This is a genomic window from Paenarthrobacter sp. JL.01a, from assembly GCF_025452095.1.
Classification (GTDB): domain Bacteria; phylum Actinomycetota; class Actinomycetes; order Actinomycetales; family Micrococcaceae; genus Arthrobacter.
Genome location: NZ_CP104877.1, coordinates 2520808 through 2545220 on the forward strand (window position 1 = coordinate 2520808; position 24413 = coordinate 2545220).

At 62.2% G+C, this 24413-nt stretch carries 24 protein-coding genes; 6 read left to right on the forward strand and 18 right to left on the reverse strand.

The window, feature by feature from the left end; genetic code table 11:
• Window positions 1–76: 76 nt before the first annotated feature.
• Window positions 77–1063, forward strand: a complete 987-nt coding sequence (locus N5P29_RS11845) for a hypothetical protein (RefSeq protein WP_262275158.1) — start codon at window positions 77–79, stop codon at window positions 1061–1063.
• On the opposite strand, the gene N5P29_RS11850 is transcribed toward N5P29_RS11845, so the two are convergent.
• Complete coding sequence (locus N5P29_RS11850) at window positions 1060–2568, reverse strand: FAD-dependent oxidoreductase (RefSeq protein WP_262275159.1); 1509 nt, start codon at window positions 2566–2568, stop codon at window positions 1060–1062. The two genes, N5P29_RS11845 and N5P29_RS11850, sit on opposite strands and share 4 nt — an antisense overlap.
• A gap of 66 nt (window positions 2569–2634) precedes the next feature.
• The gene (locus N5P29_RS11855) at window positions 2635–3126 is read right to left on the reverse strand and encodes a DNA alkylation repair protein (RefSeq protein WP_262275160.1); all 492 of its coding nucleotides are present in this window, start codon (window positions 3124–3126) and stop codon (window positions 2635–2637) included.
• Window positions 3127–3186: 60 nt separating this feature from the next.
• Here N5P29_RS11855 and N5P29_RS11860 point away from each other — a divergent pair, with 60 nt between their 5' ends.
• Entirely contained in the window at window positions 3187–4290 is a 1104-nt protein-coding gene (locus N5P29_RS11860) for a PDDEXK nuclease domain-containing protein (protein WP_262275161.1), read from the forward strand.
• Window positions 4291–4374: 84 nt separating this feature from the next.
• Here N5P29_RS11860 and N5P29_RS11865 read toward each other — a convergent pair whose 3' ends face one another.
• Window positions 4375–4572: a hypothetical protein gene (locus N5P29_RS11865; RefSeq protein ID WP_144658981.1), complete on the reverse strand. Its 198-nt coding sequence runs from the start codon at window positions 4570–4572 to the stop codon at window positions 4375–4377.
• Window positions 4573–4922: 350 nt separating this feature from the next.
• Between N5P29_RS11865 and N5P29_RS11870 the strand changes: the two genes are divergently transcribed.
• Window positions 4923–6290: an HNH endonuclease gene (locus N5P29_RS11870; protein ID WP_262275162.1), complete on the forward strand. Its 1368-nt coding sequence runs from the start codon at window positions 4923–4925 to the stop codon at window positions 6288–6290.
• 5 nt (window positions 6291–6295) lie between these two features.
• Here the strand turns inward: N5P29_RS11870 and N5P29_RS11875 are convergent, their stop codons facing one another.
• From N5P29_RS11875 to nrdH, 7 genes are all read right to left on the reverse strand, one after another.
• A complete protein-coding gene (locus tag N5P29_RS11875; RefSeq protein ID WP_262275163.1) occupies window positions 6296–7423 on the reverse strand; it encodes an ABC transporter ATP-binding protein in 1128 nt (375 codons plus the stop codon).
• 35 nt (window positions 7424–7458) lie between these two features.
• Window positions 7459–9057 (reverse strand): ABC transporter permease, encoded by a 1599-nt coding sequence (locus tag N5P29_RS11880; protein WP_262275164.1) that lies wholly within the window; start codon window positions 9055–9057, stop codon window positions 7459–7461.
• Between the two features lie 4 nt (window positions 9058–9061).
• The gene (locus tag N5P29_RS11885) at window positions 9062–10114 is read right to left on the reverse strand and encodes an iron ABC transporter substrate-binding protein (protein WP_262275165.1); all 1053 of its coding nucleotides are present in this window, start codon (window positions 10112–10114) and stop codon (window positions 9062–9064) included.
• 272 nt (window positions 10115–10386) lie between these two features.
• On the reverse strand, window positions 10387–11361 hold the full coding sequence (gene nrdF / locus N5P29_RS11890; protein ID WP_216925513.1) for a class 1b ribonucleoside-diphosphate reductase subunit beta: 975 nt from the start codon (window positions 11359–11361) through the stop codon (window positions 10387–10389).
• 94 nt (window positions 11362–11455) lie between these two features.
• Complete coding sequence (nrdE, locus tag N5P29_RS11895) at window positions 11456–13531, reverse strand: class 1b ribonucleoside-diphosphate reductase subunit alpha (RefSeq protein ID WP_262278566.1); 2076 nt, start codon at window positions 13529–13531, stop codon at window positions 11456–11458.
• Window positions 13532–13605: 74 nt separating this feature from the next.
• Window positions 13606–14076, reverse strand: a complete 471-nt coding sequence (gene nrdI / locus N5P29_RS11900; protein ID WP_144658985.1) for a class Ib ribonucleoside-diphosphate reductase assembly flavoprotein NrdI — start codon at window positions 14074–14076, stop codon at window positions 13606–13608.
• Window positions 14077–14139: 63 nt separating this feature from the next.
• Complete coding sequence (gene nrdH, locus N5P29_RS11905; protein WP_144658986.1) at window positions 14140–14382, reverse strand: glutaredoxin-like protein NrdH; 243 nt, start codon at window positions 14380–14382, stop codon at window positions 14140–14142.
• 396 nt (window positions 14383–14778) lie between these two features.
• Between nrdH and N5P29_RS11910 the strand changes: the two genes are divergently transcribed.
• Entirely contained in the window at window positions 14779–15744 is a 966-nt protein-coding gene (locus tag N5P29_RS11910; protein WP_262275166.1) for a LysR family transcriptional regulator, read from the forward strand.
• A 50-nt stretch (window positions 15745–15794) separates the two neighbouring features.
• Window positions 15795–16298 carry a DUF2004 domain-containing protein gene (locus N5P29_RS11915; protein ID WP_262275167.1) on the forward strand — a complete coding sequence of 168 codons (504 nt, stop codon included), beginning with the start codon at window positions 15795–15797 and terminating at the stop codon, window positions 16296–16298.
• Between the two features lie 49 nt (window positions 16299–16347).
• On the opposite strand, the gene N5P29_RS11920 is transcribed toward N5P29_RS11915, so the two are convergent.
• Genes N5P29_RS11920 through N5P29_RS11945 form a run of 6 tightly spaced genes read right to left on the reverse strand, consistent with a single transcriptional unit; the run spans window position 16348 to window position 21481 of the window.
• On the reverse strand, window positions 16348–17043 hold the full coding sequence (locus N5P29_RS11920; protein WP_262275168.1) for a hypothetical protein: 696 nt from the start codon (window positions 17041–17043) through the stop codon (window positions 16348–16350).
• Window positions 17040–18065, reverse strand: a complete 1026-nt coding sequence (locus N5P29_RS11925) for a vWA domain-containing protein (RefSeq protein ID WP_262275169.1) — start codon at window positions 18063–18065, stop codon at window positions 17040–17042. The genes N5P29_RS11920 and N5P29_RS11925 overlap by 4 nt, the downstream gene beginning before the upstream one ends.
• A 2-nt stretch (window positions 18066–18067) precedes the next feature.
• Complete coding sequence (locus N5P29_RS11930) at window positions 18068–19063, reverse strand: vWA domain-containing protein (RefSeq protein WP_262275170.1); 996 nt, start codon at window positions 19061–19063, stop codon at window positions 18068–18070.
• Entirely contained in the window at window positions 19054–19509 is a 456-nt protein-coding gene (locus N5P29_RS11935; RefSeq protein ID WP_262275171.1) for a hypothetical protein, read from the reverse strand. Before N5P29_RS11935 ends, N5P29_RS11930 begins: the two co-directional genes overlap by 10 nt.
• Complete coding sequence (locus N5P29_RS11940; protein ID WP_262275172.1) at window positions 19499–20461, reverse strand: DUF58 domain-containing protein; 963 nt, start codon at window positions 20459–20461, stop codon at window positions 19499–19501. The genes N5P29_RS11935 and N5P29_RS11940 overlap by 11 nt, the downstream gene beginning before the upstream one ends.
• 12 nt (window positions 20462–20473) lie before the next feature.
• On the reverse strand, window positions 20474–21481 hold the full coding sequence (locus tag N5P29_RS11945) for an AAA family ATPase (RefSeq protein ID WP_262275173.1): 1008 nt from the start codon (window positions 21479–21481) through the stop codon (window positions 20474–20476).
• 148 nt (window positions 21482–21629) lie between these two features.
• On the opposite strand from N5P29_RS11945, the gene N5P29_RS11950 reads away from it, so the two are divergent.
• Window positions 21630–21833 carry a hypothetical protein gene (locus tag N5P29_RS11950; protein WP_262275174.1) on the forward strand — a complete coding sequence of 68 codons (204 nt, stop codon included), beginning with the start codon at window positions 21630–21632 and terminating at the stop codon, window positions 21831–21833.
• A gap of 24 nt (window positions 21834–21857) precedes the next feature.
• Here the strand turns inward: N5P29_RS11950 and N5P29_RS11955 are convergent, their stop codons facing one another.
• Both N5P29_RS11955 and N5P29_RS11960 read right to left on the reverse strand, forming a co-directional pair.
• Window positions 21858–23108: an ROK family transcriptional regulator gene (locus N5P29_RS11955; protein ID WP_262275175.1), complete on the reverse strand. Its 1251-nt coding sequence runs from the start codon at window positions 23106–23108 to the stop codon at window positions 21858–21860.
• A 171-nt stretch (window positions 23109–23279) separates the two neighbouring features.
• Window positions 23280–24410: a class I SAM-dependent methyltransferase gene (locus N5P29_RS11960; protein ID WP_262275176.1), complete on the reverse strand. Its 1131-nt coding sequence runs from the start codon at window positions 24408–24410 to the stop codon at window positions 23280–23282.
• Between the last annotated feature and the right edge of the window lie 3 nt (window positions 24411–24413).

Here is a 24413-nt window from a genome sequence, read left to right on the forward strand (position 1 = left end):
CTTAGGCTACCCTAAGCCATCGTTCCACGAAGATTCGCTCCCGGCAACGGCTGAGGGTGGACCCTAGGATGGGTTCATGGATCTCAGCGAGGCCGCCCAGGAGCTGTACGCAGTACTGCCGCGCGACTTCACCTCCGAGCGGACATCCTTGGTGCGCGCGGCGAAGGAATCAGGCCAGAAGGAGCTTGCCCAGGAGATCGGCCGCCTCCCCAAGCCAGCCGCAGGGGCCTGGGCCATCAACATGCTCGCAGTCCACAAGCCCGAGGTGATTGACGGCGTCGTGCGTTTTGGCGCGTCGCTCCGGGCCGCCCAGGAAGAATCGGATGCCGGGGCGTTCAGGGAACTGAGCCAACAACGGCAAGGGCAGCTGACGACGGCCGTCCATGCCGCCAAGGACCTTGCCGAAGAGTTGGGCGCGCCCCTGAGTGCGGCGGCGGCATCGGACACGGAACAAACCCTGCGTGCCGCCATGGCCGACGCCGGAGCCGCGCGGGCGGTGGCCACAGGACGACTGGTCCGCGGGCTCAGTGGAAGCGGTTTCGAATCTGTCGACATCACCGACGCCGTTGCGGCGCCCGGACCCGAATATGCCGCCAGCACCGAAGAGCGCAGCCCCGCTCCGGCCCGAACCAGAAGGGCGACAACCTCAGCTGCCGAAGAAGCGCCGGACCCCAAGGTTCGCTCACAGGACAGCAGCCCAGCAAAAGTCAAAGACCCCAAGCAAGAGGCCACATCTTTGGCCGAACGCCGTGCCGCAAAGCGGCAGGCTGCGTTGCAGGAAGCGCAGGACGAGTTCGACGCAGCGGACCGCGAGGCCCGGCAAGCAGAAAATCAGGCATCCTCGGCCTGGGATGTCGTCAATGAGCTCGCCCGCCGTCGCTCGGATGTCGAGTCTGAAATTTCCGAGGTGAAGAAGAAGCTGGCCTCCCTGGAGGCCGATCTCATTGGCATTACGCGGGACGCCGAGTCCGCCGAATCCGACAAGAAACTTGCAGTCAGGACAGCCACGCAGCTCCGACGCAGTGCTGACCAAGCACAACGCCGCGTCGACAGGCTCCGCTAGTCCTTCTTTTTGCCCACCGTTTTCTGGAGGTGGTGGGTTGCCGGCCCTTCAAGATATTTGCCCTCCGGCGTGAACCTTGAGCCATGCAGCGGGCAGTCCCATGACTTTTCGGCATCGTTCCATGTCAAGAGTCCGCCCAAGTGCGCGCAGCTGGCCGAGACCCTGCAGACTTTGCCATCGACCGTGGACACCGCTGCGGGTTCGCCCTTGTACAGCCCGACCACGCCGCTGCCTTCCGGTGGACGGGTTTCATCGGTGATCTCCGGGTTGCTCCTGACTTTGGCCTTGTCCTCAATCATTCGCTTGGTGGTACTGGCGTTGAGCCGGACAGCCTGCAGGGCACCTTGGGGAGAAGTGACCCTGTGATGGATGATTCTGGCCCAGTCGGACTGGCCGCCCAGGATGTCCGAGGTGATGGACAAGGCAGCGGCGACGCCGTTGCTCATCCCCCATTTGTTGTAGCCGGTGCCGAAGAAGATCCTGCCGTGGCCTCGGGGCAGCTTGCCGAAGAACGGCACGAGGTTCGTTGCCTGGTAGTCCTGCGCTGACCAGGTGTGTGTCACTTCCGCGCCTGGATAGTGCTTGTTGGCCCACCCCAGGAGGTCGTTCAGGTGCTGTTGCGGCGATGCGGCCCGGCCACCGGTATGACCGTAGCCGCCCACCAGCAGCAGCTCGCCCTCAGCCGTGGGGTGCGTGCGCTGCGACCTGGTAGGAGCGTCAATGGACAAGTACATGGCTTGGGGAAGTTGTGCCCCTGGCGACGGGCGCAGGGCGGCAGCGTAGGAACGGTTGGGTTCCAGCTTGGCGAAGTACAGGCCGCGGTCGAGGATGGGTGTGCCCGTGGCTATCACCACGGTGTCGGCAGTGAACGTTCCTTTGCGCGTGGACACTTCCAGGGGATTGTCGGATCCCACGTTCTGAACCTGCACTCCTTCAACAACCAGGCCGCCATGTTCCCGGATGTCCGCAGCAAGTGTGTCCAGGACCTCCATCGGATGGATCTGGGCCTGGTCCTCCAATTCCAAGGCTTCAGTGACTGGAAACGGCAGTCCCGCGTCCCGACTGAAGTGGACCTCCAAACCTGCGTCCCGCGACACCGCAGCCTCCTTGCGGAGCCGCTGGGCGCCGTCGTCGGAAGTGGCGAAGGTGACCGCAGTCCGGCGCTGGAATGGAACGCCCTGCTGTTCCAGATACTGCGTGAGCCACGCCTGGCCGGACTTGTTTGCTTCCACATAGGCCTGCACCACTTTGATGGAGTACTGCCCCCGGAGGGCGGACAGTGCTCCGCCCTGGAGCAGGCTCAGCTTGCCCGTGGTGTTGCCCGTGGTCACGGCCCCGAGGGTGCGTGCTTCGAAGACCACCACGCGCTGACCGGCCCGGGACAGCAACAACGCCGTCACCATCCCCGTCAGCCCGGCACCGACCACGATGGTGTCGAAGTGCTTTTCTTCGGGCATGGCGTCAGAGGTAAAGCGCGATTCCCTGTCCAACCACAGCGATTTCATCGATCGACCTGCCTTCCGGTCCACTGGCACGCGGTATGGAAACGCTAGGCCGGTCTGTGGCGCTTATCAAGGGGTGGCGGCCCCTGTGGCCAAAGCGGCCGCGCGGCGCAGCTCCTCATCAGGGTCCGTAGACCACCGCTCCAGCACGCGTTCAGCACGTTCCCTGGCGCGCCCCTCCAGCCGGTTCAGCAGGGGTCGTACGACGTCCGTGGCGAGGGGATCCACCAATTCCCTGGTTCCGGCCTGCCTGATGAAGCCCTCGATGCGCGTGAGGTCCGTGTTGACCAGGACACCGACTTTGGTTTGGAGCAGGACGACGGCGGCCAGCCGCCGCTCGTAGACCGGCTCCTCCCACAGTTCCGAACTCAGTGCGGTGATGTCATCGTGGTCGAGGTTCTTGTGACGCTTCAGGGCATCGCGCACCGTTCCCCGGACAGCGCCGACGGACGCGCCATAGACCTTTAGTCCCCCACCCAAACGCTCGGAAGCCTCAGCAGCTTTTTCCCAGGTGGATTCCATTTGCAGGGTGTAGTCAACGAATTCACCGGCATCACTCACCTGTCTATTTTGTCAGTGCCCACCCGTAGCGTGATGGCAACAGCAATCGACAGGAGCATCATGCCATCCAAAGAGCTCGCCACCGAGGTCTCGTTTCCGGGCGTTCCGGCGGCTTCCTCCATGCCTGACTGGTATCCCGCTTTGCTCAGCACCGTGGCGCGGGAGGTCCGGGCGGGCAGGACCCGGGCCATGGCAGCGGCCAACTCGGAGCTGCTGAATTCGTACTGGAGCATCGGACGGCAACTGGCCGAGCGTGAATCCGAGCAAGGCTGGGGTGCCAAAGTGGTCACGCGGCTGTCGGCTGACATCCGCACCCGGTTCCCCGAGGCCAAGGGCTTCTCCCCCAGGAACCTGCGGTACATGAAGAGCTTCGCCCAGGCCTGGCCCGACTTTCCAATGTTGCAAGCGCCTCTTGCAACATTGCCCTGGTACCACCAGATCGCCCTTCTCGAAAAGCTCGACGACGCCGCCACGCGGCTTTGGTACGCGGCGGCGGCTGCGCAGCATGGATGGTCCCGCAACGTCCTGACACACCAGATCTCCACCCGCCTGCATGAACGCTCAGGGCAGGCGATCACCAATTTCAAGTCCACCATGGTTCCCGCGGACTCTGACCTTGCCCAGCAGGCCACCAAGGACCCCTATGTCTTTGACTTCCTCGCCATGAGCGATCGCCACACAGAACGGGACCTGGAGCTGCAGTTGGTGAAACACGTGGAGAAATTCCTGTTGGAACTGGGCCAGGGTTTCGCCTTTGTCGGCGAACAGGTCCGGCTTGAGATTGCAGGAGATGAGTTTTTCGCCGACTTGCTCTTCTACCACCTGAAGTTGCGCTGCTACATGGTCATCGAGCTGAAAGCCGTGAAGTTCGAGCCAGGTTTCCTTGGCCAGCTGGGTATGTACATGGCTGCCGTCGATGACCTCATGGCACACCCTGACGACAAACCAACCATCGGCTTGCTGCTGTGCAAGGAGAAGAATAGTGTCGTAGCGGAGTACGCCTTGCGGGGTTTCAATGCACCCGTGGGAATCGCGGAGTGGCGGACCTCGCTGGCGGATTCTTTGCCTGATGAGTTGGTTGCGAGCCTGCCGAGCATCGAGACACTGGAAGCGGAATTGGCCACCGAGGCTGCGCGGCTTGGGTCAGTTTCCAACACTGAATAGTGGCACAGCCCTCGATCTCGACCGAGGTGTGGGCTGTGAGGGAGGAGGACGGGCGCCCGCCATCTGAGCACCCGCCCTCTTGGCCTACGCGAGTTCGGCCGAGAACCGGCATTGTGTCGAGTCAAACTCGAGAACACGCACGCTCAGCTTATCGCCGGGCGCGCCTTCCACACCCTTGGCGAGGCCCGGCACATCGGCGTACTCCACGAGAACTCCGAACGGCAGTGACTTCGTCACTGTCGCGGTGACCACGTCACCGGCCGCCAGAAACTGGTCGTCCATGCCTCCACCTCCTTTCCCTCAATCGGGTGAAGGAGAACAGGCGGATCAAGGAGCGGTCGGGTAAGCCTTCCAATTCATGCCGCGCATCGCGTCCAGCACAATCCCGATCTTCACAACACAAGTCTAGAACGACGCGTCTGATTCGGGATCAGAGGGACTCCAGCCTTAGCAGCATGCCCTAGCCGGTCCGTTAGTACGGGATGGCACACTGAACATACGAGCAGAAAGTCTTCCCGTGAGCAGGCAGGCTTCGCCCCACTAAACCGCTGTGGGCTTGTGGCCCACCGGCGACTTTGGGCGCCTGTTTGGGACCGTCTAATAATGTCGGAGCCTGCTGGCAGAGTAGGAACATGGGACGCAAGCCGGAGAGACGAGTTGGTGCAGGGGCCAGCGCTGCCGTGGTGCCAACTCTTCCGGCGAGTACCGTGCCCGCGGACGTAGTGGCCGATCTCAATCCAGCCTCCGCCAGTCCCGGCACCATAAGCAGCGATCTGATTAACCAGCTGCGCGTACTGGAAGATATGAAGTCAGCCATATCGGGGTTGCAGGCCAAGATCACTGTGGCCTTCGACCTTGCCCAGCGCGCTGAGCAGGCCGAGGCGGGCGTGCCGCCTTCCGAACGCGGCAAGGGCGTGGGAGCACAGGTGGCTCTCGCGCGGCGGGAATCCCCCACCCGTGGGTCCCGGCTGCTGGGGCTGGCGAAGGCATTGGTGACGGAGATGCCACACACCATGGCCGCTGTGGATGCAGGACTGCTGAATGAGTGGCGGGCGACGCTGATCGTCAAGGAAACAGCGTGCCTGTCCGTGGAAGACCGGGCGGCGGTGGATGAAGAACTGGCCCCGGACACTGGAACGTTCGACGGCGCCGGGGACAAGTCCATCGTCGCCGCCGCGAAAGCCGCCGCCTACCGCCGTGATCCTCGTTCGGTAACTCAAAGGGCTGCACATGCCGCGAACGAGAGGACCGTAAGCCTCCGCCCGGCACCGGACACCATGACCATCTTGACCGCACTGCTTCCGGTTGCCCAAGGCGTCGCAGCCTACGCGGCGCTCACCCGCGCCGCTGACTCAGCCCGGTCACGTCCCGGAGGTGACAAACGAGGTCGAGGCCAGGTGATGGCCGACACCCTGGTTGAACGGATCACTGGTTCCTCCGACGGCTATACCGGAATAGACCTGCAACTGGTGATGACAGACCGCACCCTCCTGGCCGGCGACCCGGAGCCGGTGCGACTGACCGGTTACGGGGTTGTCCCGGCCGAGTGGGCCAGAAACCTTGTGACCAGAACGAAGGCCCACGGCGATCCCGGGAGTGACTTCAACGTTTGGCTTCGCCGCCTCTATACGGCACCCGGAACCGGAGAACTCCTCGCTACGGATTCCCGGTCCCGCTTCTTTCCGCCAGGAATGCGACGCTTCCTCGAAGTACGTGACAACTTGTGCCGCACACCGTACTGCGACGCACCTATCCGTCACATCGACCACATCATCCCCTGGCGCCACGGTGGGCCCACCTCGTTGGAGAACGCCGCAGGACTCTGCGAAGCCTGCAACCACACTAAGGAGAACCCAGGCTGGACCAGCAGAACAACTGCGGGCAGCATCGACACCCGGGCCATTCATACTTTGGAGGTCCTGACCCCCACCGGGCACAGCTACCGCTCACAGGCTCGTGCCCTGCCGGGACACATTCCAGCAGTGGTAGATAGCTCCTGAGTTGTCTACTCCCCTACAGGGAAAGCCACTCCTTCACCCACCACGCGGAGGCAGAGTTCTGTTCCGGGTTTAGTTATCGAGGCATTCCAGTGCCGGATGGTGATGATCTCGCCACCACCCGGGTAGCGGTGGCCATTGCCCTGTCCGGCACCATCGTGGGCCGTATAGGCATCGAGCTTGATACGGACCGTCGTTTCAGGGCCGAAGTAGTCTGTGTCAACAACGACGCCGCGGATCGGACCGTCCGGCGCGATCCTGATCTGCTCCGGGCGCAGCATCAGCTGTACCCTGCCCTGGGCCGGCGGGCGCCGTACTGCAATGCCTCCGAGGGAACACGTTGCGAGGGAACCCTCCATCCAGGCGTCAAGAATGACGGCCTCGCCCAGGAACTCCGCTGTCGCCCGGTCGGCCGGCCGGGTATATACGACGAACGGGTTGCCGATTTGAGCCAGCTTCCCTCCACGCATGATGGCTACTTGATCGGCGAAGGACAACGCCTCGGCCTGGTCGTGGGTGACCAGGATGGTGGTCACCCCGGCGGCGTTGAGGACCTTTGCTACGGCCCGACGGGTGGCAACCCTCAAACCGGCGTCAAGAGCAGAGAAGGGTTCATCGAGAAGCATCAGCTCCGGTTCGCGGGCAAGCGCACGGGCCAAAGCAACGCGCTGCTGCTGCCCGCCCGAAAGCTGGTGCGGCCGCCGCTTGGCCATGGCCGGGTCCAAGGAGACCATCTCCAGGAGCTCTTCCACGCGTGCCTTCACGGCTCGGCGACCGCCGTCGAGCTTTCCGGCGTCCAACCCGAAGGCGACGTTCTGGCCGACAGTCAGGTGCGGAAACAATGCACCATCCTGGGCAACGTAACCAACCTGGCGTTTATGCGCGGGGACCTGGACACCGTCGCCCGCAACCGGAACGCCGTTCATGCTGATGGATCCGGTATTCGGGTGTTCAAAACCGGCGATAAGGCGGAGCAGGGTGGTCTTGCCGGAACCCGACGGCCCGACGATGGCCGTGGTGCCGCCCCGGGCGACCGAGAGGTTGACGCCCTTGAGCACTGCCTGGGCCCCGAAGTTCTTGGTGACCTCGGAAATGTCCAGGTGCGAGTTCGTGGTCGGCGCGACGGAAGGGGCCACGCGCGGAGACGGGAGTCTGGAAGGGGCTTGTTCTGTCACTGTCCGGCTACTTTCTTGGACTGTTGGAAAAGCAGGTAGGTCATCGGCGCCGAGAGCAGGATCATCAACAGGGCATAAGGCGCCGCCCCGGTGTAGTCGATTTCGCTGCTCTTGCTCCAGAACTCCGTTGCCAAAGTGCGGGTGCCGTTGGGGGAAAGGAGCAACGTGGCTGTGAGTTCGTTGACGATTGCAAGGAAGACCAGAGCGGCCCCACCGGCTGCAGCCGGGGCCGTTAGCCGCATAGTCACGCGGAAGAATGACACGAAGGGGGTCTTTCCTAAAGATTGCGCGGCTTCGTCGAGTTCCTTGGGAGCCTGGGCCAAGCCGGAACGGAGGTTGACCAAGGCGCGGGGAAGGAACAGCAGCACGTACGCGGCGATCAAGACTCCGGCGGTCTGGTAAACACCGGGCACCACCCGGATACTGACCGTCACGAAGGCCAGTCCCACCACAATGCCGGGCAGGGAACTCGTAACGTAGTTGGACAGTTCCAGCAGCTTGCTGAACCAACTCGGGTGGCGGACAGCGAGGTAAGCCATGGGGAAAGCCACGACGATGGTTACTGCCGCTCCAATGGCCCCGTAAATGAGGGTCTGAAGGAGTGCAGGCATGAATTCCTCGGCCGCCCAAATCTCTGTCCCACCTGCGATCACCCATTTCAGGACGAACCACAGCGGCAAGCCGAACGCCAAGGCAGTCAGGGCCAGAAGACCCAATTGGGCCGGCAACTGATAGCGTCCCAGCGGCAACTGGGTTGTCTTTCCCTGCGCACCGGATCCGACACGGGCATATCGGGCTGTACCGCGGCTTTTCACTTCGGCAAGGAGCAGGAAAAGGCAAAGAACAACGAGGACGCTGGCCAGCATATTGCCGGCGGTGCCGTTAAAGGTCGACTGGAATTGGACCATGATCGCCGTCGTGAAGGTATCGAAGCGGATCATGGCGAAGGCGCCGTATTCAGCCAGGAGGTGGAGACCGACGAGCAAGGCTCCACCGGTCATCGCGATGCGCAGCTGGGGCAATACGACCCGGAAGAAGACTGCCCACGGACCCAGGCCAAGGGAAGCAGCGGACTGCTCAATGGCCGGGTCCAAGCGGCCGAGCGTTGCCGCTGCCGGTATGTAAACAAGCGGGAAGTAGGAAAGAGTGGAAATCAAGACACCGGACCAGAGGCCCTCAAGTGAGGGAACAGCCGAAACCCAGGAATAACTGTTGACGAAGGCCGGGATCGCCAACGGAGCGGCCAGGGCAACTGCCCACCAGCGGCGCCCCCGAAGTGTTGTCCGCTCGACCAGCCAAGCACCACCCACACCAAGCAGCAGGCACAGTGGGATGGTGATAACGGTCAGCAAAACAGTATTGAGCAGAAGCTCGCCAACACGCGGGCGGACGATGAGTTCGACGGCGGTTTCCCAGCCGGTCGTGACGGTCATGTAGATGACATAGCCCAGTGGCAGAAGCGAAAACAGCGCGATCAGCACTGCCAGCAGGGAGACAGTGGAAACGCCGAAAGGCGGGCGGGGGCGTTTGCCCCTGCCCGCCGTCGTCGTGCTTTCCGCGCCCTGTGGCCGGGAAGCCGATAGGTCAGTACTCACAGAACTAGAGGAGTCCTGCCTTGGTCATCAGTTCGGTGACCTTGGCGGAGTTGAGCTTTGCCGGGTCCACGGTGGGAGCCTGCAGTTCCTTGATCGGAACGAGCTTGGCGTTGGCATCAACCTGCGACGCGATGGCGTACTCGAAGGACGTGCCGTTCTTCAGTACTTCCTGGCCCTTCTTGCCCGTGATGAACTTCAGGAAAGCCTGGGCGTCTGCTGCGTGCTTGGAGGACTTCAGGACACCGCCGCCGGAGACGGACAGGAATGCGCCCGGATCCTGGTTCTTGAAGTAGTACGGCGTGACGTTCTTGGAGTTCTCGCCGGTCTTCGCCTGGTCACCGTAGTAGTAGTAGTGGTAGATCAGCGCGCCATCCACTTCGCCCGCGTTGACGGCCTTCATGGCGGTGCTGTTGCCCTTGTAGGCCTTGAAGTTTTCCTTCATGCCCTTGAGCCACTCCTCGGCGGCCGCTTCGCCCTTGAGTTCAAGAAGCGCTGCAACGATTGCCTGGAAGTCGGCACCGGAGGGCGAAGCTGCCCACTTGCCCTTCCACTCAGGCTTTGCCAGATCCAGCATGGACTTGGGGAGCTTGTCATCGCTGATCTTGTTCTTGTCGTAAACAAAAACGGTGGAGCGTGCCGCGATGCCGGTCCACTTGCCCGTGGACGGGCGGAACTCGGCGGGGACCTGGTCCAGGGTTGCCTTGTCAACGTCCGCGAAGAGGCCCGCGTTCTCTACCTGCGCCATTGCTGGAGAGTTCTCGGTCAGGAACACGTCAGCCGGTGAAGCCTGGCCTTCCTGGACAATCTGGTTGGACAGTTCGGTGTCCGAGCCCTGGCGGATGGTGACCTTAATGCCGGTCTCCTTGGTGAAGGCGTCCACCCATTCCTTGGTCAGGGTGTCGTGCTGGGCGTTGTAAACCGTGATTTCACCGGAACCCGAACCTGCGGAAGCGGAGGCATCAGAGGCGCTGCCGGCGTTGGAGCCGCATGCGGTGAGGCCGAGTGCTGCGGTCGCCGCGAGGGCGATTCCGGCCAGCGCTTTCTTGGGGATGTTCATGGAGGGCTTCTTTCTTCGAACAAAAACTCTTGGGGACCTTCGTCCGTGCAGGCCTGGGTGTTGGGAAGGCTTGCTTCTGTAAGAGTAGGTAAGGCTTGCCTACACGCAAAGCTCAATCAGCCAATAGTGACAAGGATCACGATAATTACGCAAATCGTGCGTGACGTAATAGCGAAGCCTTGACAGTTGAATGGATCCCTTAAAAGCAAAAACCCGGGATTAGCTGCATAACGCAGCCGATCCCGGGCTGGAGTCCGATCAATCCGACGGACTTAGAACTCCCAGTCCTCATCCTCTGTGTTCACGGCCTTGCCGATCACGTAGGAAGAGCCCGAGCCGGAGAAGAAGTCGTGGTTCTCGTCGGCGTTCGGGGACAATGCCGACAGGATGGCCGGGTTCACGTCAGTGACCGATGCCGGGAACATGGCCTCGTAGCCGAGGTTCATGAGGGCCTTGTTGGCGTTGTAGTGCAGGAACTTCTTGACGTCCTCGGCCAGGCCGACGCCGTCGTAGAGGTCGTGGGTGTACTGGACTTCGTTTTCGTACAGCTCGAAGAGCAACTCGAAGGTGTAGTCCTTGATTTCCTGCTTGCGGGCCTCGGAAACCTTCTCCAGGCCCTTCTGGAACTTGTAGCCGATGTAGTAGCCGTGCACGGCCTCGTCGCGGATGATGAGGCGGATGAGGTCGGCCGTGTTCGTGAGCTTGGCGCGAGATGACCAGTACATGGGCAGGTAGAAGCCGGAGTAGAACAGGAAGCTCTCCAGCAGCGTGGAGGCAACCTTGCGCTTGAGGGGATCGTCGCCCTGGTAGTAGTCCATGACGATCTGCGCCTTTTTCTGCAGGTTCTCGTTCTCGAGGGACCAGCGGAAGGCGTCGTCAATCTCCTTGGTGGAGCACAGGGTGGAGAAGATCGACGAGTACGACTTGGCGTGCACCGATTCCATGAAGGCGATGTTGGTGTACACGGCCTCTTCGTGCGGGGTAAGTGCGTCCGGAATCAGGGAGACGGCGCCAACGGTGCCCTGGATGGTGTCCAGCAGGGTCAGGCCGGTGAAGACGCGCATGGTCAGCTGCTGCTCTTCCGGGGTCAGCGTGTGCCACGACTGGACGTCGTTGGACAGCGGCACCTTCTCGGGCAGCCAGAAGTTGTTGACCAGGCGGTTCCAGACTTCCACGTCCTTGTCATCTTGGATCTTGTTCCAGTTGATGGCCTCGACGTGGCTCAGCAGCTTGACCTTCTCGGTCATGTCATCCCCTTTAGCGATGGGTGGTTCTTTAAGGTAAGCGTACGACGGCGGGTGGTGACCCGCCGTCGTACTCTTTAGTTTTGTGCGTGGTTGACTACAGCATGCAGCTGACGCAGCCCTCAACCTCAGTGCCCTCCAGCGCGAGCTGGCGGAGACGGATGTAGTAGAGGGTCTTGATGCCCTTGCGCCATGCGTAGATCTGCGCCTTGTTGATGTCACGCGTGGTGGCGGTGTCCTTGAAGAACAGCGTCAGGGACAGGCCCTGGTCCACGTGCTGCGTGGCAGCAGCGTAGGTGTCGATGATCTTCTCGTAACCGATCTCGTAGGCATCCTGGTAGTACTCCAGGTTGTCGTTGGTCAGGTACGGAGCCGGGTAGTAGACGCGGCCGATCTTGCCTTCCTTGCGGATTTCGATCTTGGCGGCCACCGGGTGGATCGACGATGTGGAGTTGTTGATGTAGCTGATGGAACCCGTGGGCGGAACAGCCTGGAGGTTCTGGTTGTAGATACCGTGCTCCATGACCGAAGCCTTCAGCTCACGCCAGTCATCCTGAGTGGGGATGTGGTGGCCGGCGAAGAGTTCGCGGACGCGCTCCGTTGCCGGAACCCATTCCTGCTCCGTGTACTTGTCGAAGAACTCACCGGAAGCGTAGGTGGACTTCTCGAAGCCGCCGAACTTCTGGCCGGTCTCGATGGCCAGCTTGTTGGAAGCGCGGAGGGCGTGGAACAGCACCGTGTAGAAGTAGATGTTGGTGAAGTCCAGACCCTCTTCGGAACCGTAGTGGACGTGCTCACGGGCAAGGTAGCCGTGCAGGTTCATCTGGCCGAGACCAATCGCGTGGCTCTGGGCGTTGCCCTGGGCGATCGACGGCACGGAATTGATGTAGGACATGTCCGAGACAGCACTGAGCGCACGGATGGAGGTCTCGATGGAGAGCCCGAAGTCCGGCGAATCCATGGTCTTGGCAATGTTCATCGATCCCAGGTTGCAGGAGATGTCCTTGCCCACGGTCTCGTAGCTGAGGTCCTCAGCGTAGATGGACGGCGACGAAACCTGGAGGATCTCCGAGCAGAGGTTGCTCATGGTGATCTTGCCGTCGATCGGGTTGGCCCGGTTCACGGTGTCCTCGAACATGATGTACGGGTAACCGGACTCGAACTGGATCTCCGCGAGGGTCTGGAAGAACTCGCGGGCACTGATCTTGGTCTTCTTGATCCGGGAATCATCGACCATCTCGTAGTACTTCTCCGTCACCGAGATGTCGGAGAACGGCACTCCGTAGACCCGCTCAACGTCGTACGGGGAGAAGAGGTACATGTCCTCGTTCTTCTTGGCGAGCTCGAACGTGATGTCCGGAACAACAACACCCAAGGAAAGGGTCTTGATGCGGATCTTTTCATCGGCGTTCTCGCGCTTGGTGTCCAGGAAGCGGTGGATGTCCGGGTGGTGGGCGTGCAGGTACACAGCTCCTGCACCCTGGCGGGCACCGAGCTGGTTGGCGTAGGAGAAGCTGTCTTCGAGGAGCTTCATCACGGGGATGACGCCTGAAGACTGGTTCTCGATCTGCTTGATCGGAGCACCGTGTTCGCGGATGTTGGTCAAGGACAGCGCTACACCGCCGCCACGCTTGGACAGCTGGAGGGCAGAGTTGATGGCACGGGCGATCGACTCCATGTTGTCTTCGATGCGGAGCAGGAAGCAAGAGACGAGCTCGCCACGCTGGGCTTTTCCGGCGTTAAGGAACGTCGGGGTGGCCGGCTGGAAACGGCCGTCGATGATCTCGTCAACCAGGCGGGTGGCGAGTTCTTCGTTGCCACGGCCAAGGTGCAGCGCGACCATGCAGACACGGTCCTCGTAGCGTTCGAGGAAGCGCTTGCCGTCGAAGGTCTTCAGCGTGTAGGAGGTGTAGAACTTGAAGGCACCGAGGAAGGTCTCGAAGCGGAACTTCTTCTTGTACGCCCGGTTGAAGAGGTCGCGGATGAAGTTCATCGTGTACTGGTCGAGGGTCTCGCGCTCGTAGTACTGGTTCTTCACCAGGTAGTCGAGCTTCTCTTCGAGATCGTGGAAGAACACGGTGTTGTTGTTCACGTGCTGCAGGAAGTACTGGTGCGCAGCTTCGCGGTCGGCTTCGAACTGGATCTCGCCGTTGGGTCCATACAGGTTGAGCATGGCGTTGAGCTCGTGATAACCCAGGCCCTTGTAAGCCTCAGGCAATGGCTTCTTGGTGTCCACAGCGCCCCCGGTTACTTCTGCTTCTGCGACAGTTGTGTCCAAAACTCTTCCAATCCTTGATTCACTCGGTCTACGTCTTCGGGAGTTCCCATGAGTTCGAACCGATAGAGGTGCGGAACTTTGCACTTGACGGAGACAATGTCTCCGGCTGCGCAGTAGTTGTCCGCGAAGTTTGTGTTCCCGGCCCCAATAACACCGCGGATCAGTTCCCTGTTCCGGGGATCGTTCAGAAACCTGATGACCTGCTTGGGCACTGAGCCTTCACCGTTGGTACCTCCATAGGTGGGAAGTACCAGGACGAAGGGCTCAAGTGCTTGAAGCGGAGGCTCCTGGGAATAGAGCGGGATGCGCGCTGCGTCCCTGCCCAGTTTCTGGACGAATCTTTTGGTGTTTTCGGATGTCGAGGAAAAGTAGATGAGGTGACTCCTGGTGGTGACAGCTTCCGTCACATCAGGTGCGGTTGCCGCTGCCAGCGGTGCCATGGGAGTCACCTCGACTACATAGGGATTCTTTGCGTGCTGTGGTGGCGAAGTTCGAATTGAAACTTAGGCCACGGAAGAAGCGGCCTGGGCCAGCTCTTCGATCTTGTCCGGACGGAAGCCTGACCAGTGGTCCTGCTCGGTCACGACAACCGGAGCCTGCATGTAGCCCAGTGCCTTGAGGCGCTCAAGGGCCTCGGCGTCCTGGGAGATGTCGACACTCTGGTAGGCAATGCCCTTCTTGTCGAGCGCCCGGTAGGTTGCGTTGCACTGAACACAGGCCGGCTTCGTGTAAACCGTTACGGTCATGATCCCTGTCCCCTAAGTTGAAGTCTGGTTCTCTTCGTATCTGGCGGGCTCAACCGGAACTAACTGCTGCATCCGATACCGGCCCGCAGGCTGCCGTGACAGCCAACACGCTCTTATTTAGTCTTGCGCTGGTTTCCCGCTCAATCCGTAAATCGATACTACATGTAGTGCAAGCACCTCGCCGGAACCCCAAGATGATGTATTACAAGTATGTCATTCAATCCACTGATCGTCCACAGGGCAAGGGCTTCAAAATGTCCGTGATTACGCCAAACTGAGAGATGTCATCCACACCCTGTGGACTACTTAGCCACATTTAATCTTCAGCGTGTCGCCGTCCTACGGCGTGTCGTGACACTTTGAAAATGTGGCGTGGCGAACAGCTAAAATCTGCTGATGGTCAACCTTCTCCACCTCAGGACGCTGATGGAGGTAACCCGGCTGGGTTCCTTCGCTGCGGCCGCCGCCCAACTGGGCTACACAGCCTCGGCAGTCTCCCAGCAGATGGCAGCACTGGAACGCGACACCGGCGTCGAACTCTTCCAGCGCTCGGCACGAAGCGTGGTTCCCACCGAAGCCGCAGTGACCATGACCCGGCACGCTTCGAAGGTACTGACCGACGTCGAAGCCCTCATGGCGGCTGCCTCCAGGACCAACGACTCCCCCGCCCAGGAACTGCGCCTTGGCATCTTCCCCAGCCTGGCCACGTACGTACTGCCGGAGATCCTCAGGAATGAACGGTGGAACGGACTTGGCATCGAGCTGAGGGTCTCGGTGGCTGAGCCCGCCCAAACCATCCAGGGACTGCGCAGCGGTGGAGAACTGGACGTTGCGCTGGTCTACCAGGTAGGGCAATCGGGATTGGCGTGGCCGCACTCGCTGGAGCGGCAATGGATCGGCGACGACGACTTCCGGGTGGTCTTGCCGGCGTCGTGGAAAATACGCGAAGACGCCGAAATCGAGGCCGCGCATCTGTCCGACATGCCCTGGATCGTGCACCATCCCGGCACCAGTGATGCCCTGGTGATCGAACGCCTGTTTGCCAGCTGCAACCTTCACCCCAGGGTGGTGGCCTACAGTGACGACTTCCACGCCAGCCTCGAGATGACAGCCGCCGGACTTGGTGCCTCGCTGGTACCCGAACTCGCGCTGCGGAACCGGCCGCCCGGCGTCGTGGTGCTGGACGTTCCGGACATCCGGCTGGCGCGGAACGTGTTTGCGTTGCTGATCAACGAAAAGCGGACCGCCCAAGTGCAGCTCTTCACCCAGCTGCTGGCCGACACCCTCCGCGGCACTGCCGACAAGAGTGGCCTCCACCCGCTGAAAACCGCCCCTGCCAAAGGTCAACAGCGGCGCAGGTGAAATCTCCCGAATTGCTGGAACCCGCTGGATGTAGGGGTTAGATTGATCACATGGGCAAGGTAGCGAGCAAACATTTTGGGGAGATAGAGCTCAATCACGGGCGTGAACATTGCTTTGTCGCAAGACATGAACTCGGCGGCAACCAGCTTGAACTGGACTTGAATGTCGCCGCGCACGACCACTTTGATGAAGCAGCGCTCCACAAGGTGGACTACCGCTTGCGCTTCCTGCCCGAGCTGGTGGACCAGGTCCGGGAAATGATCGCCGATGAACTGGACCAGGACGGCACCAACCCGCAGCAGTTCCTGCATTTCCACTGCTCGCAGCTCAAGGAAGAACAGCTCGAATCCGTTTTCGGTGTCCGCGACAAAGACCAGCTCACCAACGACGTCTTCCTCAAAGCCCTCAAACTCGGCCACGTAGCCATCTACCCCGGGCAGCCGGAACGCTACTTCGTCCTCGACTTCACCCTCGGCTCCCACTTCACGGACGAACTGCTGGTGGCAGCCGCCGATGAAGACGGCGTGGTGGATGACGAAATTCTGTGGGAGTAGCACCACCTGCTTAAAGCACGACGACGGCCGGTCATCTTCGGGGGCGGGTTCACCACGGCTTCTCCACTCCTGTGCGCTCATCCGGTCCGCGCAGATATTCGTCACGCTCCTGGCCTTCGCCTCGCTCAATTCGGGACTTCCGCGCACTCTCTTCCAACTGCTGGAGTTGGGTATCAGGCGGGGTCGTGGGCGACTGCGGGGAACTATCCGGCTTCGCCTCGTTCCGGGACTGTTTACCCCTGAGCCGGTCCTTGGCAGCATCGAGGGTCTCCCCCTCACCCGCCGCATTCGCCGGACCAGGCTCATGACACTGGCTGGATGCCGCTTCGATGACGGCGAGCGCCTCCCCGACCAGCCGGTCCTTGGCCTCGGACTCTTCCGCGGAGTCTGCAAGCTTCTCGATGGTGAGCGCCAGGTTCACCCGGACTTTGCACTCGTCCGTCCCGGGTCCACTTTTCAGGGCCACCTCGAACTCTGTGCGCGCCGCGGTAAAGTCTCCGGCCAGGACCGCTGCGTCCCCGGACGCGAACGGGGCTTTGTGGGGCTCCAGGACATTGGCTACGCCCAGCCACGTCGCCGCCTGTGCAACGGCTTCACGGTTTCCTGCCGCAAAGCCGCCCTCGGCGGTCCCTCCGAGAATGCCCACGCTTAGGAGCTTTGCGGCGGCTGCGAGCGCCAGGACGGCAACGGGCGCCGACCAGAGAGCAAGGCGACGGCGTCGCCGTCGTGCGTTTGAGGCGGTCATCCCTTGCGCTCCTTGGGTGCTGAACTGCGCACGGCGCGCAATGCGCGCAGGTGCCTGAGCGGCTCAGGGATGGCGAGGGCAAGGGCCGCCAGTGCGAGCAGCCAGTAGAGTTCGATCCTGCCGGGTGCGTCCTCTGTGCTTGCGGAGAGGGTCCCCGGTTGGGCTTTGCCGAGCATGTCGGAGACGGGTTCCTTGGCTGTTCGGTGGGCATAGGGGACGTTGAGTTCTTCGGCGATGCTGCGGAGCTGTTGTTCGTCAATCCTGGAGATGGCGTCCTGTCCCCCGCTCTGGTTCCGGTCTTTCACATAGGCGGTGGTGTTCCTGGAGTAGTCCTTCATCCGCCCGCCCGCTTCGGTTCCATAACCGAGTACCGCTCCCCCGGCTACGATGGACCCATCCATGGGCGAGGGGGCTGCGGCGCTGGTGTTTTCGCCGTCGCCCGCGTAAAGGACCAAAGCCGGCCTTCCCGGGTGTTGTTCCCGGGCCGCAACGAGTCTTTCTTTCAGCAGCTGCCCGGCTCCGGTCACGCTGCTGCCCTTGGCGTACCGCGGGTTCTGCGGTTGAAGGGTCGCCATGCTGGTTTGGAGGGCGGTGGCGTCCTGGGACAGAGGCATCCGGACGGTGGCCTTGTCATCGAAAGTGATAAGGGAGAACTTGGCGCCGGCGAGTTCTTGCGCGATGGCCATAACGTCCCGTTGGACGCCGGACAACCGGGTTGCGGCCCCGTTGTAGTCTTCTGCGCCCATGCTGGTGCTGGTGTCCACCACAAAAAAGACGTCGAGTTCGGCTGTCGATGTCTGGGCGTGCCCACCGGCCCAGCCAGGCCGCAAGGCAGCCAGGAGCAAGAGCACGACGACGACGCAGCGGTTGAGCGCCGGGCGTACCTTTCGCGGTGACCGGCGTTGCGGTGACCGCCGTTGCGTTGCCAGGGTCCAAGGACGCAGGCTCCATACGGTAAAGGCGATGGCTCCAAGACCCACGGCAGCAAGGAGCGGCCACGGCAGGATCGGGGCTACGGTCATGGTCATTGCTCCAACCGCCGTCCCAGGACCAGCATGCCCAGACCGGCCAGCAACGCAACACCCAAGGGCCAGCCAGGGGCGTCGGCAACGACTGCCTGCGGAGCTGAGACGTAGGTGGTCGCTTCGGTCTCCTGGACCTTTCGGACGATGCGGGGCACGGCCTCGGGGTTCTCCACGCCGGAGTAGGTGCCCCCTGTCGCCTCGACGGCGGCCTTGAGTTGGGCGCCCGGCTGATCGGGTTGGTCCCCGTAATCCAGGTCGCTGGGGTTCAGGGCGTGGACTTTCACGTTCTTGCTGCCGGCAAGGGCGGCGGCTTCGGAGAGGGTAAAGATGGGTGATCCCGAGACGAAGTTGTCCGTGGCCACTACAACCGACCGCGAGCGCGCGGTGTCCCCTGTAGCCTTGCCGCTGGTATCCGTGTCGGGGAAGCTCTGGACACAGGAGGCCAGGCCGTCACCAATGAGGGACGAACCCGCTCCGTTCCAGGTGCCGTCGAAGAACGATCCCGCTCCGTCGGTCAAGGCCTTTTCAGCTTGGCTCAGCTGCTCCTCGACGTAGTCGTAGTCATCGGTGAGGGGAAAGAGCTGCACGCTGCTGCTGTCGAAAATGACCATCCCGATCCTCTCGCCGTCGAACTGCTTGGCGAGATCCTTGAAAACAGCCGTCAACGCGGCGTCGGTGCTTGCCATGGAACCGGATACGTCCAGGCACAGCACGATGTCCCGGTTGCGGATCTCAGGTTGTTCTGTGGAGCGCAGCGCTGGCCGGGCAGCGGTGATGGCGGTGGCAAGCAGGAACACCCCTGCCAGCAGGGCAGCGAGGACCAGCCGCGTCCGGTAGCGGCGAAGCGCGTGCCGGTATTCGGGCAGTTCCGTGAGCCTGTCGCCATGGGCGACCACCCGGGTTTGAACTGAACGACGACGCCGAAGGTACAGCCAGGCGGCGACAGTCACCGCGGCGGCAGCCAGGGGAAGGATCCACCAGTTGGTCAGTTCCACGCGTGGACCACCTGACGGGCAATGTCGGCTGAGTGCCGTACGGGCTGGACGTGCCGGGCGGAGAATTCGCTGGGGTAGATGCCAGCAATGCCTTCAGCCAAGGTATCCAGGCCTTCGCCCCGCAACTCATCCAGGGTCATGGAGGTGACGGGAAGGCCTGTGGCAGCTCCCGCGAACTCCCGCACGAGGAAGCTGAGCCTCTGGTGGGCTTCGCGCTCAGGTACGCGGCCGGCGTCGGCGTCTGCTGCAGTGTCCTCTATCGCGGCAAGGCAGCGGGACCGTAGAGTCTCCACCTCCGGCAGACCGGGCGTTTGCACAGTGGCGGTGCGTGCCCGGCGAGGCAGCAGGAGCCACCCGTACCATCCGGCCACGAGAACCGTGAGCAGGACTCCCAGCCACATCCAGATGCCTTGGTACGGGAGGGGTGCGTAGAAGTCAGCCGGCACACTGGCCCCTTTGCGACCGGCGGCCCGGGCCCGGCGCGCCGGACCGATGCTTTTCCAGCACGGCGAAGACCTTCGCTACGACATCCGCGCTGCCCTCGACCTGTTCCTCCGCAATGCCCAAACGGCGGAAGAGCGCTGCTCGAAGCTCATCGCGCTGAGCCATTGCGTGCTCGTACGCGGCACGGATTTCCCTGTCCGCGGCAAGCAGGAAAGGTATGGCGGTGCCCGTGCCGATGTCAGTGCTGTCCAGAACTCCCTGTGCCCCGGCTCCCTGTGTCTCGGTCCCCCGTGTCTCGATCCCGGGCGCAAGGTGGGCATCGCGCACGGTCAACCAGAGCACTTCATGCCGCGCCCTCAGCCTGCGCATCAGATCCGCGGTGGTGGCGTCCGGAAGGAATTCGTCAGCAATAACCACAATCAACATTCGTCCTTTGAGGTACCGCAGGACGTAATCGAGCTGCCGGGCGATCCCACTTGTTTCGCCATGCAACGTGATGGTGGAGTCAATCTCCCGCAGCAGCCGCTCCAGGTGTTCCTCACCGCCTTTGGGAGGCAGGTACATGGAAGCACCGGCATTCCCGTGCACCAGGCCAACGTCGTCCCCGTGTCGGCACGCGAGGTAGCCGATGACCCCGGCCGCGTTGACAGCAAGGTCCTTCTTGCTTTCGCCTGAGAACGCCTCTGCTGCCATGTTCCGACCGGAGTCCACCAGCAGGAGTACGGAGTGTCGACGTACCGCCACATACCGTTTGACGAGCGGTGAGCCGTGCCGGGCCGTGGCCTTCCAGTCGATGTCTCTGACTTCATCACCGGAGACATAGCTGCGCAGTTCGTCGAAGTCCATGCTGCGGCCCTTGAAGACGGAGCCGTATTCGCCGTCGAGCAGGCTCAGTGTCCTGCGGTGGGCGAAGATGAACATCTTCGACTTAACGCGTTTCAGAAGGCTGGGCACCTGCCGGCCCCGCTACGGCGTCTGGACGGACGCCAGCACGGCATCGATGACGGTCTCCACGGCAACGCCCTCAACGACGGCGTCGAAGCCAAGGATGATGCGGTGGCGGAGGACCCGGTGTGCCAGGTTCTTTACGTCTTCCGGGATGACGTGGTCGCGGCCGTTGAGCAGTGCCAAGGCCCTTGCCGCCTGGCTGAAGGCGATGCTGGCCCGCGGGCTCGCCCCGAATTCCACAAGGTTGGCCAGGTGTGGCTCCAGGTACTGCGCAGCGTTCCTGGTGACGTAGGCAAGGCCCACGATGTAGCGCACGATGGCGGGGTCGATGTAGACCCGACGCACAAGTTCCTGGACCTGCACCACGGCATCGAGGGAGGCAGCGGCCGGCGGCTTTTGCCCGGCGCCGAAAACCCCTGCGTCGATCCGCCGGATAACCTCGGCTTCCTCAGCAGGGCTGGGGTAATCCAGGACATCCTTGAGCATGAACCTGTCCATCTGCGCTTCGGGCAGGCGGTATGTCCCCTCTTGTTCAATGGGGTTCTGGGTAGCCAGCACCAGGAACGGCTGCGGCAAGGGATACGATTCCCCGCCGATTGAGGTTTGGCGTTCCTGCATTGCTTCCAGCATGGCGCTTTGGGTTTTTGCACTGGACCGGTTGATCTCATCCAGCAACACGATGTTGGCATGGACCGGCCCCAGCTGGGTGACGAAGGTGCCTTTGGCGGCGTCGAAAATCTGGGTGCCGGCAATATCGCTGGGAAGCAGGTCGGGGGTGCACTGGATCCGGCGGAAGTCGGCACTGACGGATTCGGCAATGGTTTGGGCCGCCGTTGTCTTGGCCAGTCCTGGAACACTTTCCAGCAGCACATGGCCCCCGGTGAGCAGCCCGATCAGCAGCGTCTCCCGCAGCCGTGCCTGGCCCACTACCTTGTTCTCGAAGCTGCGGACGATGCTGCCCACCAGTTGCTGGGCACGCGCCATGTCTGGTGCATCGATTCCGGCCATGGCTGTGATCTGGTGCACTCGGGTCCCCTCGCTGGCGTTATGAGTCATGCCGCAGGCGGTGGGCTGATGTTTCCGCCTGCATCGGCCACTCTATCCAAACGGGCGTAGATCCGGCCCGCAATGGGTACCCCTCCCCATGGAGGGCCCCGAGGTCTATCCTTTTGCCATGCATCAGCTACCAGCCGCCTATCAGAACTACCTTGCATCCCAGGATCAGCACGTCATCGACGCCGTACGCCCAGTACTGCTGCAGTCAGCAGCTGACGAACGTCACGGCGTCCGAATAACCTTCAACAGGGGTCCAACCGGACATCAGGCCCACTTGGACGAGTCCATCCCTTACGGCGAAATCATCGAAGATATCGACTGAACCGGCCAGGGAAAAGCCTGTGCGTCAGCCCTCCAACAGGAGCCGTTGTGCGCGGGGGGCCAGCATGTGCTCCAGGACCAGGCAGGCCGCGCCAATAGCGCCGACATCTTCGCCTACTCCGGTACCCACGACTTCAAGTCCGTGGATCATGCGGGCTGCGTTGTTATCGTCCAGGAGACCGGGAACGCGGTCCAGGAAATACGGGGACATGCGGCCCCAGAACGGGCCTCCAAAGACGACACGCTCAACGTCCAGCGTGTTCGTCACCACGGACACCGCGCGTGCCACGAGCGTGGCTGACTTGTCCAAAATCGCAATGGCGCGTTCGTCGCCGGCGTCGGCTTTGTCGCACAGCTCGGCGAAGCGCTCCTGAACCTCGGGGCCATCCGCCCCATGCCCGTGCCCATCCAGGACACCTGCGGCTTCGGCCTCTGCGACAAGCACCTGCGGGATACAGGAGGACTTGACGCATCCGCGCAGGCCACAATCACAAGCCGGACCTTCGGGGTCAACGATGATATGGCCGATTTCGCCGGCGTTGCCCGACGTTCCGCGGACAACCTCGTCGTTGAGCACGATGCCGCAACCGATACCGGTTCCCATGTACATGAAAACGAAGCTTCCGGCCCCGCTCGCACCGCCCGCCCATGTCTCGGCCACGGCCGCGCTGGTCACGTCTTTGTCCACCAGCGTTTCCAGGCCGGTGGCCTCAGCCAACGCCTCCCGGATCCGCACCCTGTCCCAGCCCGTCAGGAGCGGCGGTTCCACCACGGATCCTTCATCCAGGTCGATCGGGCCAGGAACAGCAACACCCAGGCCGGCGATCTTCGCCGCATCAACGCCGGACTCTTCAATCAGTGTTCCGACCTGTCCGGCGATGCTGGTGATCACCTCGGCCGGGTCACCGGCGGGCGTAGCCAAGCGGGAATGCTTGACGACATCCCCGAGCAGGTCCAGGACGACAAAAGTGATGACGGCTGGGTCCAGGTGAACTCCGACCGCGTACATTCCCGCCGGGTTCAACCTCAGGATGGTCCGCGGCTTCCCCGGACCCGATCCTTCCTTGCCGGCTTCGACGATGAGCTGCTGGTCCAGGAGCCGCCGGGAAATGTTCGAGATCGTTTGCGGTGACAGCCCAACGATCTGTGCAAGCTCCACCCGGCTGAGTCCGCCCGGAGACCGCCGGATCGCCTCCAGAATGACGGTCAGGTTGAAGTCCCCCATGCGGGGTAGGTTGGTTCCGCGCCTCGGTGTCGGCTGCCGGATCTCAGTCACTGATGCCCCTAGTCATTCGGAAAATCTTCGTCGAATTTGATCTGTGTCTGCATCGTACGGCACCACTGGTCCCACGGATACGAGCACACGCTGGCACCGATGTCAGGGCTTGGTAACGATGACACTGAATTGTATGTGACCACGCCCCTGCGGCGCGGCACGGCTGGTATTTCAAGACTTCCGGCTGCGCGTCACCGTGAATTTCGGGTTCCGGCCTTCTTCCACAGTGGCTCCAATAACCCGTTCGAGCGTGGACCGGTATTGCAAGTGGCTGTTATACACCGTCCACAGCTCCCCTCCCGGCGCCAGCACGCGGGCGGCCGCCTCAAACATCTTGTGCGCAGCACCTGCGTGCACGCTGGCACCCAAATGGAACGGCGGGTTCAAGAGGATGAGGTCTGCGCTGCCGGGCGGGAGCGAGGACATTGCATCATCGTGGAGGACTGTGATGCGTTCCGCGAGGCCATTCTCTAGCGCGGTCCCGCGGGCCGAGGCGACAGCCGCTGCTGACTGGTCGGTGGCGATGACTTCAGCCTGCACCTGCCGCCTCGCCACCATAGTGGCGAGAATGCCTGTACCGCACCCCAGATCCACGATGCGCCGCGCCTGGGGCATGCGGTCAAGGAACGTCAGTAGGAAGCGGGTTCCGATGTCCAGCCGCGCCCCGGAAAAAACAGCACCGTGGGCGCTCACGGTGATGCCCAGTTCAGGCAAGGCCTCGACTACGGGGAAGGGCGGCTGCGCCAGCACCGGAATCGAATCCCTCGCCACCAACACCCGGGACTTCTGCCGGGCCAGCTGGGGTTGGACCGTCGAAAAGTACTTCGCCAGCACGCTGTTCATGCCTACGGACATGTGCTTGACGCGGCCGCCGGCCAGCAGGACCGCACCGGGGGCAGCAAACCGGGCAACGGCGTCGGCGATTCCCTCCAACTCAGCCAAGAACTTTGGCAACTGCAGGAGCACCAGGTCCGCACCCTCCAAAAGCTCTTTTCCGAGCTCATGAGAGCTGTAGTGTCCTGCCGCCCCGGTCCCATCTGCGTTGCGCTTCAGCGCCAGCCTCCCCGTGAAGAGGTCCTGGTGGACGCGGACATGGTCGACGCCGAGCCTCAGCCGGGCACCCAACGTCAAGGCACCGTAACGGTCGCCGATGACGACGATCCTGGTATCGGAAGAGCTGAAATCCGCGGCGGTTTCCAGCAGAAGCCTGTCAGTGGCGTCGAAAGCCTGCAGGTTGTCAGCTTCAACATCTGGAAACCTGCTCAATGCGCCAAAGACGGTCTCCAGATCCAGCTCCGTCACTTT